Annotated in this window: 12 protein-coding genes and 1 pseudogene; 7 read left to right on the top strand and 6 right to left on the bottom strand. The window is 55.9% G+C overall.

All coding sequences use genetic code 11. The features are described from left to right. From ASF70_RS23325 to ASF70_RS23310, 3 genes are all read right to left on the bottom strand, one after another. Positions 1 to 276: hypothetical protein (locus ASF70_RS23325; RefSeq protein ID WP_200943585.1), on the bottom strand; the 276-nt coding region annotated here is incomplete at its 3' end. Positions 277 to 1,855: 1,579 nt separating this feature from the next. Then, positions 1,856 to 2,479 carry a TetR/AcrR family transcriptional regulator gene (locus tag ASF70_RS23315; protein ID WP_062583347.1) on the bottom strand — a complete coding sequence of 208 codons (624 nt, stop codon included), beginning with the start codon at positions 2,477 to 2,479 and terminating at the stop codon, positions 1,856 to 1,858. 422 nt (positions 2,480 to 2,901) lie between these two features. Further along, positions 2,902 to 3,504: a hypothetical protein gene (locus ASF70_RS23310; RefSeq protein ID WP_062583344.1), complete on the bottom strand. Its 603-nt coding sequence runs from the start codon at positions 3,502 to 3,504 to the stop codon at positions 2,902 to 2,904. 123 nt (positions 3,505 to 3,627) lie between these two features. Here ASF70_RS23310 and ASF70_RS23305 point away from each other — a divergent pair, with 123 nt between their 5' ends. Continuing rightward, positions 3,628 to 3,942, top strand: coding sequence for a metalloregulator ArsR/SmtB family transcription factor (locus ASF70_RS23305; protein WP_062583343.1), 315 nt, complete (start codon positions 3,628 to 3,630; stop codon positions 3,940 to 3,942). A gap of 73 nt (positions 3,943 to 4,015) precedes the next feature. Continuing rightward, the gene (locus ASF70_RS23300; RefSeq protein WP_244474122.1) at positions 4,016 to 7,318 is read left to right on the top strand and encodes a chemotaxis protein CheB; all 3,303 of its coding nucleotides are present in this window, start codon (positions 4,016 to 4,018) and stop codon (positions 7,316 to 7,318) included. Between the two features lie 821 nt (positions 7,319 to 8,139). Here ASF70_RS23300 and ASF70_RS23295 read toward each other — a convergent pair. Then, positions 8,140 to 8,546, bottom strand: a pseudogene (locus ASF70_RS23295) (DUF2000 family protein). A gap of 100 nt (positions 8,547 to 8,646) precedes the next feature. Here ASF70_RS23295 and ASF70_RS23290 point away from each other — a divergent pair. After that, entirely contained in the window at positions 8,647 to 9,471 is an 825-nt protein-coding gene (locus ASF70_RS23290; RefSeq protein ID WP_062583341.1) for an AraC family transcriptional regulator, read from the top strand. A gap of 138 nt (positions 9,472 to 9,609) precedes the next feature. Here the strand turns inward: ASF70_RS23290 and ASF70_RS23285 are convergent, their stop codons facing one another. Then, complete coding sequence (locus ASF70_RS23285) at positions 9,610 to 9,918, bottom strand: aldehyde dehydrogenase family protein (protein ID WP_244474121.1); 309 nt, start codon at positions 9,916 to 9,918, stop codon at positions 9,610 to 9,612. Here ASF70_RS23285 and ASF70_RS24135 point away from each other — a divergent pair. After that, positions 9,902 to 10,204 carry a hypothetical protein gene (locus ASF70_RS24135; protein ID WP_156461928.1) on the top strand — a complete coding sequence of 101 codons (303 nt, stop codon included), beginning with the start codon at positions 9,902 to 9,904 and terminating at the stop codon, positions 10,202 to 10,204. The two genes, ASF70_RS23285 and ASF70_RS24135, sit on opposite strands and share 17 nt — an antisense overlap. 50 nt (positions 10,205 to 10,254) lie before the next feature. Here ASF70_RS24135 and ASF70_RS23280 read toward each other — a convergent pair whose 3' ends face one another. Continuing rightward, positions 10,255 to 12,375 carry a histidine kinase dimerization/phosphoacceptor domain -containing protein gene (locus tag ASF70_RS23280; RefSeq protein ID WP_062583337.1) on the bottom strand — a complete coding sequence of 707 codons (2,121 nt, stop codon included), beginning with the start codon at positions 12,373 to 12,375 and terminating at the stop codon, positions 10,255 to 10,257. Positions 12,376 to 12,570: 195 nt separating this feature from the next. On the opposite strand from ASF70_RS23280, the gene ASF70_RS23275 reads away from it, so the two are divergent. The 3 genes from ASF70_RS23275 to ASF70_RS24130 all read left to right on the top strand — a co-directional run bounded on the left by ASF70_RS23275 (position 12,571) and on the right by ASF70_RS24130 (position 15,177). Further along, a complete protein-coding gene (locus ASF70_RS23275) occupies positions 12,571 to 13,686 on the top strand; it encodes a PAS domain-containing protein (protein ID WP_062583335.1) in 1,116 nt (371 codons plus the stop codon). 3 nt (positions 13,687 to 13,689) lie between these two features. After that, positions 13,690 to 14,103: a response regulator gene (locus ASF70_RS23270; protein WP_062583333.1), complete on the top strand. Its 414-nt coding sequence runs from the start codon at positions 13,690 to 13,692 to the stop codon at positions 14,101 to 14,103. Positions 14,104 to 14,166: 63 nt separating this feature from the next. Then, positions 14,167 to 15,177, top strand: a complete 1,011-nt coding sequence (locus ASF70_RS24130; protein ID WP_156461927.1) for a glycosyltransferase — start codon at positions 14,167 to 14,169, stop codon at positions 15,175 to 15,177. Positions 15,178 to 15,220 lie beyond the last annotated feature (43 nt).

Raw genomic sequence — 15,220 nt, 5'->3', positions numbered from 1 at the left:
CGAGAACAGAGCGGGTTCGCCGGTCGGGTCCTGAGCTGGGCCGCCGCTCAGGCGTGAGCGCCATCGAAGTTGTCCGGCATAGAACCAGAACGTCGCCTCGTCACCACTGCCCGCCTGCATCAGGGGTGCCGCGCGTAGCATGATTTCGCTGGGCAGCGCGTTACCCGCGGTCTCGGCACCACGCGGCAAGGCCGGCTCCTCTGCGAAGGCAAGTGGCGGGCCAAGAAGAAACAGAGCTGCCGCTATAAGGTGCGGGAACATGGTGCGATAGGACATGTGGCGCGGTGGCTCCCTGCGGCTTCGGTCGACACACGAGGCTTATACCATGCAGACATTTGGCTGAGGTACACCAATATTTATGCGAGCTCACGTTGCGTAAAACGAGGGTTACAGACATAACGGAGGAGAGATCGCGAGCAGTTATCGTCTGCTTATCGCGGCTGGTTGGTCCTTGCAGAATCGGGGTGCCCTCGATTTCTCGTGGGCGTCGCTCATGCGCACGAAATCCAGATATACATGAAATTTAACAACTGGCAGGGTTCACCACTCAGCATGCGTAGCGTTTCAATCTCGTCTGGCACCAGTTGCGCATCGCCCTGCAAGGGGCCGATAGAACGCGGATCAATTGATCAACGGCACGACAACGTTTCGACCGATCCGTATCCGTTGTCGTCAAAGTAGCCCGGTCGTACTTCAAATATAGTGCAAAGAGCATAACTGCATTCACTCGCAAAAATTGTACTTCCTTCGTTCAACCTACGTTCTGTCATTGTCTTTCCTAATTTAGTTATTTCTAATATTCAGTGGTCCACGAATTACCTATGTGTCGGTACTGACTTTAAAGCTCGCAAAACCTGAGATGAAAGAAAAACTTTCAGCACCGATGCCAACCTTGCAATCGAGGTAGATATCGAACTAGGTTTGAATCGCCTTATTTGAAAAAGCGGGACAGTGCTTCCGCACGGCACTCTTGCAACAGGTTCGAGGAGACTTCCTGCCGAACTTTGCTGAGCACAAGAATCAAGAGTTCGCGCTCGGTTACAGCGTTCCGGTTAAACCAATCTGCCGTAACGAGGTTCTCGTAGATATCGCGAACCTTAATCCTGTCGTCTGTACTGAGGTGATCCATGCAAGCCCACGCGCTAATGAAATAGAGTTCGTTCGAGCCGATGCGCGCGGTCGATGTTGGGGAGGCAGTCGAGGATGAACGGCCGCGCTCGAAGCTCTAGACTGATCATGTCCTGGCCTTCTTAACCAGCTTCCACCTCTTGCGCAAACGGGCTATTATCAACAAACGGCGATTGTCGGCCAGGCAATCCGTGAACTTTCTCCGCGGTCTTCTAAGGATGCTACTAGACACCACCCTTGATCGTCGCGTCCAACCAACAGCACCAGAACGACGTCATGCCGAATTTTGTGGAAGAAATTCGACATCAATGCAATCGTCGAGAACACTAAAGAAACAGTCTTACGACCTACAGCAGATCAACACCGCTGCAGCGCCGTCGTGACGAAACCCAGGTGTGCGCTGCAATAGTCGAGGAACGGACGCTGTGGGCTGTAGAATGTTTCACGCGCTGCTTCGCTGTCGCAATTCTGTAGCAGACTCAGCGGTCAATAGATGCTGTCCACGTTGATAAGCCTTGGTCTAGGCTGTGCGCTCTTCAGACTCCCGTAGAGTGAGTGTAGCTCTGAGGGCCCTGCCCCCGAGCTACCAGGTAGCAACCGCTGTCTCAGCCAACACAACTCTCGCGCTAAACGAATGGCAGGAACCCCAAGAAACAGCCTCCGACGAACCGTAGCCAGCCGGAGTTACGTGGCAAAGAGAACGCCGGATGCCTGCTGAGCTTAGTTACTACTGGTTGCTCTCATGACGGGCAAACGCTTCGATGGTCGCATTGCAAGACTCCCGCAGACGACGTGAGGAACCATCGGCCCCCGTGGCTTGGCGGTACACACGCGCGCCTTCCAGCAACAGAGAAAGCGTATCAGCGAGTAGATTAGGATCGGTAGCTCCAGCTGCCGTGCATAAAGCCGCCAGTCGGTTTCGTTGCTCCGTCTTAAATTCTTGGACAACTGCATAGGCGGGGTGGGTGTTGTCTCGAAGCTCGACAACCGCGTTTGCCAAATCGCATCCTCCCGGCTCTTGCTCCAACCGCTGGACGTGAAATTCTACCCAAGATGTAAGTTTCGCGGCAGCATCCGTTTGGTCGTCCTGATCGAGTTCAGTCCAAAAAACCGACGCATGTTGCGTTACCTGTCGCAGGGTCTCGCACAGCAGATCGTCTTTCGACCGAAATTTCCGGTAAAGGGTCATTTTGTTGGTATGGGCGGCCTCCGCGATAGCATCAACGCCAATGCCGCGTATGCCAAACCTTCGAAACAACTCAGCAGCGCATGACACAATTCGCTCACGCGGAGCTACTGAACCCTTTCGTTCAGGTTCAACGGATGCGGTGGAGGAGTTACGGATTGACATAGGTGTGACCGGTCTGTAACAAATTGCGTTACAGACTGGTAACACTGCCCGAACTTGTGGTCAAGTTATCGAAGTAGTTACAAGGAGTAGGCGACGATGGCAAAACATGAAGAAATGACACTTACGGAACTTCTTACTGATCCGCTCATCCTGGCGCTTGCTAAAGCTGACGGTTGGTCGAGACACGCTTTTATCGAAGAAATGCATGCCGCCTCTGACGCATTTAGGCCAAATGACGCGGACCGGCGTAGCGCTCGTATACCCTTCTTGAACACAAGAACTGGCGCAAGCGTGCAATGCTGCACTTGATAGATGTTTTTGACGAGGCGAAACGCAAAGGTTTTGGTCTAGACGGTGCATCATTTGCCAACCGGCTGGCGTCTCCTACAATCACTATCTATTTGCCAAGCATCGGTTCTCGATCACAGAACAGTATTTAGCGCGGACTTGAGATACCGCGCAGCGAGCAGGTTGCCCCGCTCATTTGCGAGCGCGAGTGCTGCGTCACAGTAGGTCTTGAAAGGTTCGGATGCGTCGAGAAGTAGGTCTGCTTTCTTTTCTGTGACGATGCCGCAAAAAAATGAGGGTTTGCCCTGTGTATCTCTCAGACAAGTTCCAATCATCGCAACTTGCCGTCTACCGCCGGCTGAAACGGTGAAGTATTCAAAGGCGCATCGGTCCCCTGTTATTATTGCTTGATGCAAGCCGCCCGCAATGTGCGCCTGATCGTAGTCGTCAATATGCGAAAGCACGATTTCGACTGGCAATCCAACCGAAAGATCCTGAAGGTTCAAGCCGTGCAGGCTGGCGAAAATGCTGTCTGCATGAAACAGATTTCCGCTCACGAACCAGCTGAAAAAACCCATATCAGGGATGACGAACAGCACCCTTTCGTTCGCGATGTGGTCGACGCGAGATGGAGCTTCTCGAAGCAAGCCGCGACTGATCCCAATATTGGCTCGAACCTCTAGGAGAAGCCCTTCGATCTCTTCCGCAAGGACTCGCGTGCGCTCCGCGTGATGCATCTCAGATACTCCGTGACGACCATTGTAGTGACTTTTGGAATAGTGTAGCCTTTTGTAGTCGCAGGTTGAACGTCACTCGCAATGACCTGAGTGTTTTGGTTTGTTCCAGATCAGGATATAGAAATGGACCGCGACTTCAAGTTCGATGTCGATAAAGCCGCAGACCTACTTGCGCTCCTTGCCAGCCCTAGTCGATTGAAGGTCTTCGGGCTTATTTCGAGAAACGAGTGGAGCGTATCGGCCCTTGCGGCTGAGGTGGATCTCAGCCAGTCGGCTCTGTCTCAACATCTTAAAAAATTAAGAAACGCAGACGTAGTCGGCGTTAGAAGAGACGCGCAGAATATTTACTATTCCTGCTCATCAGATGAAATCATCAAGGTTCTCAAAACACTTGAGGACATTCAAAAGAAATCGCCCGACGCGAAGTCGGTTGCCTAGCGTTCGGACTACGTCTGCTTATAAATGGTCTAGCGCAGTTCTATCGGCTGTGATTTGACCAGGCAAAGGCGATATGACCAACTCGATGCACACTGCCTCCCCGCCCGAGAAAAATTTCGTGCCCGTGTGCGCTATTGGAGCGTCTGCTGGCGGCGTCGGGGTACTTCAGAATCTGTTTCGGCAGGTTGCTCCTGATCTGGGGCTCGCTTATGTCGTAATCCTTCACCTGTCGCCGGACGAGCGGAGCGCGTTGCGTGATATCTTAGCGGTATGCACTACCATGCCTGTCTATCAGGTGGACGACTCCCCTGAGCTAAGACCGAATTGCGTCTACGTTATACCGCCGGACCGCGAACTTGTCATTGAAGGTGACAGGATTGCAGCCAGGCCGTTTACGGAGGTTCGTGGAAGGCGTGCTCCAATCGACATGTTTTTCCGATCCGTGGCTTCAGCTCGAGGCGACGGTGTCGCTATCGTATTGACGGGCGCCGGCTCGGACGGCGCTCTCGGTGTTACCGCCGTGAAGGAAGCGGGCGGGGTCATCATGGTTCAAGACCCCTCAGAGGCCAGCTTTCCGTCCATGCCGCAGAATGCGATTGCAACTGGCTCTGCGGATTTCGTTGCACCGATCGCCCGCCTGGTCGAATATCTTTCCGAAGTTGCCCGCAGCAAAGACGCAGTCCGCTCAATTGATGTCGCTGGATCGACAATCGAGTTGCGCCGCATCATTGCTGTGCTCCGATCGCGTGTCGGCCATGACTTCTCGGCCTATAAAAGTGCAACGGTCATGCGCCGGGTCATTCGCAGGATGCAGGTTTGTCGAGCTAAAACCCTAAGTGAATACGCCGACTATCTCACCAGTACCCCTGACGAGGCGCACAACCTTTTCTCCGACCTGTTGATCTCGGTCACGATGTTTTTTCGGGACGAGCAAGCTTTCGAGGCGCTGGCCACACAGACTATAAGGCCACTGGTCAGTGGCTACGATGCGGATGTCGAAGACAGTATTCGTGTCTGGGTCGTTGGGTGCGCGACCGGAGAAGAAGCCTACAGCGTCGCTATTCTCTTCCATGAAGAAATGGTACGACAGAATGTCCGGATACCCCTCCAAATCTTCGCGACCGATTTGGACGAGAACGCCCTCGCACTCGCTAGAGAAGGGCGATATCCACGGGCAATCGAGGCTGATGTTTCTCAGGAGCGGCTAGCGAACTTCTTCATTGATGAAGGTTCGCATTTTCGTGTCCGCAAGGAACTGCGCGATACGATCCTTTTTGCCAAGCACAGCATTCTGAAGGAGCCGCCGTTCATGCGGCTGGATCTGGTAACGTGCCGTAATTTGCTGATCTATCTTGAGCGCACTCTACAGGCCCAAGTGTGCTCTTTGTTTAGCTACGGTCTCCGCGGTGGACGTTACCTCTTTCTCGGTTCAGCGGAAACGGTAGACGCTGCTACTGACTTGTTCTCGCCCGTCGATCGGCAGGCTAGAATTTACAGCGCCAAGCTCCATGGTGCGCAACTTCTACCGATCATGCCACAATTTGCGACTCCTCAGAAGCTTTCAAGTCACCGGGTAGCAACTCAGATGGTTGAGAGGACGGCTGCGCCAGCGGCGGAAATTCATGTCACGGCACTTGAGCAACATGCACCGGCGAGTGCACTTGTCGATGATAGGCAGAACATTCTTCATCTGTCCCCGACCGCCGGTCGCTTCATCCTGCATTCAGCAGGACCTGTCTCCAAATCACTCACATCGGTTGTCAGAGCAGAGTTGCGCTTGGATCTTGGGATTGCCTTGGCTCGAGCGCTTGAAATGGGTGAGCCGACGGTCACGTTGCCCAGCATCGTTGCGTTTGAGCAAAGCAAGAGACGGGTTGCACTGCAGGTCACTCCCCTTCAAGACGACGCCACAAGATCTCCACGCGCTCTTGTTTTCTTCCTGGATGGCGGCGTCGTCGCAGAGAGCGATGATCAGGACGAAATCACCGACAGCCGGCCTGGTGAAGTAAGACGGATCTACGCCGAACTGAAAGCCTCGCAAGAAGCGTTGATGATGAGCCGCAACGGGCATGACGCGTTGGTTCAAGAGCTACGAGCCGCGAACGAAGAGCTCCAATCTATGAATGAGGAGTATCGTTCCACTGCTGAGGAGTTGGAAACTTCAAAAGAGGAATTGCAGTCCATCAACGAGGAGCTGCACACAGTCAACGCAGAACTTAAGAACAAGCTCGACAGCATTTCAGAGGCCCACAGCGACCTCCAGAATCTATCGGCTGCAACTGAAATCGGCACGCTCTTCCTTGATGCAGATCTCCGGATCAGAATGTTTACTGCGCCCGTGGCAGAACTTTTTAACATTACTCGTCACGACATCGGTCGGGCGATTACCGATTTCACCCACCATCTCGACTACAACGACATTGATAAGGACGCCCGAAAGGTTTTGCGGGACCTAATACCGGTTGAGCGCGAAGTTTCCACCCGCCACGGCCGGGACTTTTCGATGCGCCTGAGACCTTACAGAACGGTAGAGGACAGGATCGATGGCACGGTCGTCACTTTCATCGATGTGTCGGATCGTGCACGTGCCGAAGCCGCATTGTCAGAGATCCAGGATCAGCTCCGTCAGTTTGGCGAAGCTTCCCAAGATATTCTTTGGATACGTGATGCCAAGACGTTCCAGTGGTCATATCTAACCCCCGCATTTGAGGTGATCTACGGACTAGATCGAGAGGAAGCCCTGCGTGGCGACAATATGATCGGATGGCTCGATCTCATAATCCCTGAAGACCGTGAACTGGCTGCCGAAAACCTGCAGCGCGTGCTGGTAGGCGAATGGGTTACCTTTGAATATCGTATCAAGCGGCCCTCAGATGGTGCTATCCGCTGGCTACGGAACACCGATTTCCCAATCAAGGACAATCGAGGTAACGTTTTACATATTGGGGGCATTGGTCACGATGTCACGGCTCTGAAGGTCATTGAGGAGGAGCTTGCTAGGGCCGAGGTCCGGCAAAGAGCACTTTTGGAAGGTATTCCGCAGCTTGTTTGGCGTGCCGCCGAGGGTGGCAATTTAACTTGGTCGGGCCCGCAGTGGACGGAGTATACCGGTCAGGCCGAGGCTGACAGTCATGGAATGGGTTGGCTCGACCCAGTTCACCCTGATGACCGGGCCGCTGCGCTGGCGGCTTGGTCAAAAACGATCGAGACAGGTGGGTTCGAGATCGAGTATCGCATCAGGGAGGCGAATACGAATGCGTACCGTCGGTTTCACACGCGCGCTACGCCGGTGCGTAGCGCGGACGGATTCATTGTCGAGTGGCTCGGTACGTCAACTGACATAGAAAATCTTAGAAGCGGCACCGACAACCAGTAAGCACCGATGATTAGGTGACGTGGGAGCCCCTAGAGCGTACAGAACGCCGCTGCGAGGTGCGCCGTTTGGCGATCCGCGCCTGATCTTGTAGTCATGGCTCTCACGATACGCTAGGTTACCAAACAACCCGCTCAAAGTGTTCGTTGGTGAGTAAACGAGCCATAAGCGACAGCGGAAACCGTTACGGAACAATTATATGTTGTAGGTATCATCACGTCCTAACCAAAGGTCGTGCGGTGGATTACACTTACGCGCTCATAACCGTCAGCTGCTGCATAGCAGTAGGAATAGCTCTAGTGTGGTTCGGGATGCGTGGATGACGTTCTTAAAGGCATAACGACAGAGCGCTAAACAACCGGTAGCTGGTCCAGATCTCTGAGAGTTCATACCAAGAAGTCTATCGCCCGACTTTACCGCAGCTACCTCCCGTAGATGGACTGCCCAAGCAGTTCTGATATTCGATGAAGGGTGATGCGTTTCGCTAGCTCCGGACGATTGTAAACTCGAGAGGGCACTTGTGTAAGGGTTACTGCCGGTCACCGCATCACCGCTTCCGGGACGTTGTCGGTAAAAGCTGGAGCGATCTACAAGCGTCCTTGACCTGATCGAGCGAATTCCACGGGATCGTAAGCGGGCTGAGCGCCAAACGTTTGCGCGCTTACGATCCTCAAAACTTCGCAATTGTCTCGCCGGCGGCTAGAGCCGCGCGCCAAATAGGGATGCCGCGGGCGGGTAGCTCCAATCGTTTGGCCCAGCGCCGATCAGGCCGATAGCGAGGACGACCGGAGCGACGCTGCCATTGCGGCATCATTCAGATGCGGTCATGGATGCATCCTGGCTCCCTTGACGATTTTGTCGACGATCTTCCTTTCGGCTCGCAGGGCGAGTCCCACGAGTTTCGCGTCATCTGGCGAGAACTGAGCAAACACAGCCCTGTTAGCAGCGTCGTAGCCAGTCCCAAACATTTCCTCGGTGTAGGCGGAGATTCTCACGTGGCGCTCAACGGAACGCCTGTGGACGCTGCGTAACGTTTCCTGATCTGCGCCGAGCACCACCATTGGCTGGATGGTCATCGGGTTGTAGACATGACCGTGCGCATCCCGGTATGGTTCGCGATAATCTCCGGCGACTGGGCGACAAGGCCGCTCGTCAAGAACGCGGTCACGTTCAGCTTCTGCCAAATTGCAAGATCATCGCGGATTACGATCGCGATCTTGGTGTCAAACATGCAACGGAACTCCTTTTTGGGTGTGAACTCAAACGCAGACTTAGCGCCAGGTGGACGGGGCGGTCTTGAACGTTCGTGCCAGGCCCGTCCGGCTGACGGGATGCGTGTTGCCGACTCCTCACATGGGGTGGAGCGCATCGAGGCTCGCTTTCATGGCAACGCCTTCTCACCGCATCGCCATGACACGTACGGGCTTGGACTGACCCTCCATGGCCTGCAGACTTTCCGCTATCGTGGGGTCGAGCGCTTCAGCAATGCCGGCAACGTTATCGTGCTTCATCCCGACGAGCTGCATGATGGAGCTGCCGGCACTGACGATGGATTGATCTACCGCATGATCTATCTCCCGCCGGACCTGATCAGCGCCGTTGACGGTCATCGCACAGGGGTGCCCTTTGTTCCTGATCCTGTGTTAGCCCATGAAGGGATACGGCAGGCGCTTGGAGATATACTCGCTGACCTGGACGAGCAGCTGTCTGACCTGTTGATGGATGACGTGGTGATGCGGCTAGCTGCCGGCCTTTCCCGGCAGGCGGGTACACCGGGAAAAACGCTAACTCCTTCGGCACGGTCCGCTGTCCTGAGAGCTCGGGACCTCCTCGAAGACCGCTGCGCAGCACCCGTAAGCTCCAGGGCCCTGGAGGCGGAAACAGGACTGGACCGGTACGAGTTAGCGCGACAGTTTCGACGGTTGATGGGTACAAGCCCCCACCGATACCTTGTGATGCGCCGCCTGGAACGGGCGAAACGATCCATGGTGGAAGGACAGGGGCTTGCGGCGGCGGCCGCTGATGCCGGCTTTGTTGATCAGGCACATTTTACGCGCCATTTCCGCAAAACCTTTGGCATTACGCCAGGGCGCTGGCTTGCTATACGCATCCCGAGCACAGAGAAAGCTAATCCTGTCCTGAGTACTGGACGCTAGAAAGATACCGGTAAGCCTCTCACAAACTGCCAGCGAATGCCGCGACGGCAAGCTAGACGAATATTGTGTGCAGCATAAGCGCCTTCGTAGAATGGTCATCGAGGGACCATCGCTGCGGCCCTCAAGCCGACACTTCGGTCAACGCTGTTGTTCGGAGATCGGATATCGCGGGGCTTGCGGACCTTCGATTGTGATCCATTGGAGCTCGGTGAACTCTTCGAACCCGATTGCGCCACCTGACCGACCGTAGCCGCTATCTTTAACCCCTCCGAACGGTATCTGAGCCTCGTCATCAAGCGTTGCGCCGTTGATATGCGACATCCCTGCATTCAGTCGCTTCGCCAAATCGAGGGCAAGGGTGACGTCCCGGCTGAATATTGCAGAGGAAAAGCCGTAGTCGTTGTCGTTGGCAATCCGGATTGCCTCATCAGTGCCATCGACAATCACGACGGATGCCAACGGTCCGAAAGATTCGCCGCGCGAGGGAGAACACGACCTCTATGCCTTCCTGAAGACCGACCCCAACGAGATCGTAAAACCTATCCATCCGAAGGCCATGCCCGTTCTTTTGACAACGAAGGAAGAATGCGAGATTTGGTTGACCGTGCCGTGGAGTGAGGCGAAGGCCCTTCAACGTCCCCTGCCCGCCGAGCGAATGTTAGTGCTGCCACGTTACATGCAGGTCGGTGGCCTCGGGGGGCTTCCGACACAGACGAAAGACTTGTTCGGCTGATCTTGCGTGCTCATCATTGAGGTAACGATCGCTGTGTGAGGACTAAACACTCACTGGATCGGTGCTGTAACGACGACCCGCAGACCAGGCGCGTTGTCCTCCTCGTCGATGTTGCCTTCAAGACGGTCGATGATTGCCGCAAGGATGCGAGAGCCGAAACCGCTTCTCCCGCCCGTGGTCTTCTGCTTGCCAAGGCCGACATCGGAAACGATAAGACGGAACGAGTTCCGGTGCTGTTCGAGCTTGATCGCGAGTGGTCCCGGCATGCCGTCGTAGGCGTATTTCTGCGCGTTGATGACCAGCTCGGTGAGGATCAGGCCGACATTGACGGCCTTGTCGGTGGCGATCAGGATTGGCGACAGGTCGAGTGTCAGGTTGTCCTGCCACCTCTCGTCCATCGACGTCGTCATCTCCTCCATCAGGCTTTCGATGTAGCGCGACAGGTCGATGATCTCGACGCTCTCGTCCTGGTAGAGGCGACGATGGACAAGCGCAACGGCGTTTAGCCGCTTCTGCGCCTCGTCGAGGTTCTGTCTTACCTCCTCGCTCGTCGCACCCCGTGCCTGCAAGCGCAGGAAGGCGGAGACGAGCTGGAGCGAGTTCTGGACCCGATGGTTGACCTCCTTGAGGAGGTAGTCCTTCTGAGAAACGAGCCCCTGGTTCTCCCGCAGGCTAATCGTCAATTCGCGGTTCAGTTCGCGCAGGCGCTGGTTATTGCGGTACTCGAGCATCAGACGCACGACGCGGCTCGCGGACTCGATCTCAGCATGTGACCAGGGTCTCGCCTTGCCTCTAACTTCGTCGCTCCACGCCTCGAATGACGAGCGCGGTGTTAGGACCGCTGATGGATCGTGCGACGTGTCCTTGTGTGGATTGCCTGCCCATCTGAGGACTTCGACGTGTTCGGCACGGAACCACATGAGGATGGTTGGTACTTCTGTCGACATGGTGACCGCCAGCAATCCGCTGGCTATGTCCGTGAAGGCCACTGCCTCTGCCCAACTCGCCGACAGGCTCGGCGTGGCATAGGCCTGCTGCGAGGCCGGAACCCGCACGTGATCGGCCAACTTGCGGATATCGATGGGATCGGGCGTTTTGCCGTATGCGAAGAGCTCGCCAGCCTGAACCGCGGCGAAGCCGTCCGCATGCAGCATCTTCGCGATTTTCTCTCCGGATTTGGCAAACAGCTCGTCGAGGGAAGTCTCCGGTCCGAGCAACGCCAGGACAGCGTCCTCCTGCGACCGCAGCCGGATGCGCTCCCGATGAACCTGGGCATCTTCCTTCGACTTGATCTTTCGCGCGAACGAATTCGCGAGTGTCTGGCATCCCATGCGCGCGGTAAGAGGAATAGTTCTTGGCTGGTGATGGTGGCAGGCGATAAGCCCCCACAGCACGTTGTCCTTGATAATCGAGAACGAGGCTGATGCCTTCACGCCCATGTTGTGCAGATACTTGATATGGATCGGCGAGACGCTCCGCAGCGTCGAGTCGCTGAGGTCGATACCGCGCAGGTCGCGATCCGAACGGATCGGCCGCGGGAGGTAGTCAACGTCCGGAATGACGCGGACCTTGTTGCGCAGATAGAGCGCTCTTGCCTGCTTCGGGATGTCGGACGCTGGAAAGTGGTGGTTCATGAAGCTGTAGTTGCCGGAGGCGGCGCTCTCGCCCACCACGACGCCGGCATCGTCATCGAGGAACTGATAGACCATGACGCGATCGTAGCCCGTCAGCTCCCGGAACACCGTCGCAGCACTCCGACACAGCTCGGCGACGCTTGCGGAACGTTCGAAGCGTGTGCTGGCGGCATCAAGGTCGACCAGGAACGGGACCGCCTCGACGGCCGTCTCCTCCGCCCTATCCATCTCGACGACGGCGAACTCGCCCGAGCGATACGCCACGGCGTTCAAGGGTCCTCCGCTCGCATCCACACGACCAAGCACTGCGACCTTTCCGGTCGCGATCGCCGACATTCGGCCGAGCGCCGAAGCGCTAAGGACGTCGTCGAGCCGCTGGCCAACCACCGTCTGTCCGAGAAAGCCATCAACGTCACCCGCCTCGCCTATGCAGACAAGCGTATGGGCGTCGGCGATCAGCATAATGCCATGAGACTGGATGGAACCGGGGACGTGGATCGGTTCGACATCACATGCGGTGAGGTTTTGTTGAAGCATAGGCGGCCTCTGCTTGTACTGGCAGCTCACGCCGACTAAGGGCGGGACAACCGTCTTCCTTCGATAAGTAGGACATAACAGGAACACGCGTTAAAACAAGCGATATGCGGGACATGAGCTAATTGTGATCCGTCTTATTGACCTTCTCAGCACGGTCGTTAGTTACGGCAACTACTCCATTGATCGGATTACGTGATGAAGGAAACGGTCGAGCGCCGTCTTGCACGTCAGGCGGGCCAGAGGCTTCTCGCTGAGCACATGTACGAAGACCCGTTCTCGGCGGCGTTCAAAGCGACACGGATGCCGATGCTGATCACTGACCCCCGTCAGCACGACAATCCGATCATTTTTTGCAACAATGCGTTCTGCGAGCTCTCGGGCTACAGCCAGGCGGAGCTCGTCGGCCGCAACTGCCGCCTGCTTCAGGGAGAGGGCACGGATCCCGAAGCCATCGCCAGAATAAAGGACGCGGTCGCCGCCGAGAAAGACCTGGCCATCGACATCCTGAACTATCGGAAAGACGGGGCCTCCTTCTGGAACGCGCTGTTCGTCAGCCCCGTGCGAGACGACGCGGGCGAGGTGATCTACTTCTTCGCGTCGCAGCTCGACTTTACGAACATCAAGAGCAAGGAAGCCGAACTCGCGGCAGCCCGCCATTTTGCCGAGGAGGAAGTCCAAAAGCGGACGGCAGATCTGCAGAGCGCTCTGGAGACGAAGACGGTCCTCGTCCACGAGGTGGACCACCGCGTGAAGAACAACCTGATGACCATCGCGTCGATCGTCAAGGCTCAGGCGCGGATCTCGGAAGACGAAATAGCCAGGAAGACGCTGCGTTCCGTGCTCGACCGCGTCGAAGCGTTGAGCACCGTACAGCGCAAACTTCTCAACAACGACGACATTGGTCACTTCGACGTCGCCGAATTCACGCGGGAACTGATCCAGGACCGCATAGGCGGTTTGAACCGAACCGACATCGAGGTGAGGATGGACCTACACGAGGTCATTGTACCTGCCGCCAAAGCCTCTCCTATCGCTCTCGTCGTCAATGAGCTCGTCGGAGACGCCATACGCCGCGGCCTTGGTGACTACGGCGGCCAGATACACGTCGAGGTCAGACGGCTGAACGGGCACTTCCTGATCCGGGTCAGCGACACAGCATCACCCGTCAAGGTGGACAAAGGGCAACAGGCGTTCGGTGCGCTGTTGCTGGAAACTTCCGCGCGCCAGCTCGGTGCGAGGATTGAAAAAAAGTGCGAAGGAGATCGAACGGATGTCCATGTCACCATGCTCGTCGACGAACACAAGGACTGAAAGATGCGTATACTGATCGTCGAAGACGAGGCGCTTCTCGCTATGGAGATGGAAAGCGAGCTTGAATCGGCCGGCCACGAGGTAGTTGGCATCGCGGCCGAGAGTGCGACGGCGAAAGCCCTCGTCTCGGATGCCTCGCCGGAATTCGCGTTCGTCGACATTCACCTGCAGGACGGACCGACAGGCATTGACGTGGGACGGGAGTTGGCCGCGCGGGGTGTGCCTTACACGTTCGTATCGGGCAATCTCAAGCGTATACCGACGGACTACGCCGGCGCCATCGGCGGGATCGAAAAACCATACACCGTGAACGGGTTCAGGAACGCGCTGGCCTTTCTCGAGACTTACGTGGCGGGGGAACGCGGCAGGCAAGTGCCTTCGAGCCTTGTGCTTGCCGAGAGGTTGCCAACGGAATGATGGCTGACGGTCGCAAATAACCTGCTGCTTCAAGTCACGGCTCTTGGTTGACGACCTTGCGGCGTGCATCGGATCAACTGCTTTAGAAGTGTCGAGATCGCCCTGAACACCATAACGACAGAACCAAGGTGTAGCCTTTGCGCCGCTCGCAAGATCAAACCGAGCAGCCGCTTTTTAGAATTTTCCCAACGCCGCAAGCATTACGAGTACGAGTGTTCCCACTGCGGTCTACTCTACGCGGATTTGAAAGCAGCGTTACATCAAGCTACCTACTTCGACGGCCACGAAATCAGATGTTCGCAGGCTGATGAAGTTGGCTTCGACATCTTCACTCTCAAGATGATTGCCATACGAGATGGCCTTGCGATAGTGCCTGGCGATGCCGCACAAGAACGTGCGCTTGCCTGCCCTCACAGTGATGTTCCTGGGCATGCATATACGACACCATTAGGAGAATTTCCGCTGGCATCGTTCGCACTAGGTATCATGTGCCGCGAGAGCGAGCTGGATAGGGCTGTTTCGTCAGCTTGCGATGTATTGGACGAGTTCGCCGAGTGTTTGATCGTCATCGATCAGCAAGAGAGTTGGCATCCAACTTTCGAATTGCCCAGAGGAATACGAGTACTTGGTCGCCCGCTCGCCCAAAGCTTTGCGGCGCAGCGAAACTTTATTCAGCAAAACAGTCGCTCGCCATGGGTCATGCAGCTCGATGCCGATGAAACAATATCAAGTCTTGATGTGCGAAAACTGCGTCAGCTAGCAACTTCCATGCAAGGCCACGGCTTTGTCTCAATTGGAATTCCGAGAGAGAACTACGTTGACGGCATTCGGTCAGACCTTTACCCCGACACGCAGTATCGACTGAACCGCAGTCATGTCGTATTCGACGGAGCAGTTCACGAGAGGCCGTTGCGGCCGTGGCAAGTCAGCACTATCGCGATTGGCTGCAATATCACTCACCATCTGGACAGTGCGCACGTCGCAACTCGCTCCTACCAATATGATAAGATTTCTCCAGGACTTGGGCGTGTCCATGAGCGAGAGGAATTCGCGGAGCCATTTTTAGGTATGTGAGCTGTCAGCTTGAAACAAACCGAGTTTCTTATCAAGCACTCTC

The sequence above is a fragment of the Rhizobium sp. Leaf321 genome, from assembly GCF_001423215.1.
Classification (GTDB): domain Bacteria; phylum Pseudomonadota; class Alphaproteobacteria; order Rhizobiales; family Rhizobiaceae; genus Neorhizobium; species Neorhizobium soli.
Note: the sequence above shows the minus strand (reverse complement) of the source record. Positions and strands in the feature narration are given on the sequence as shown.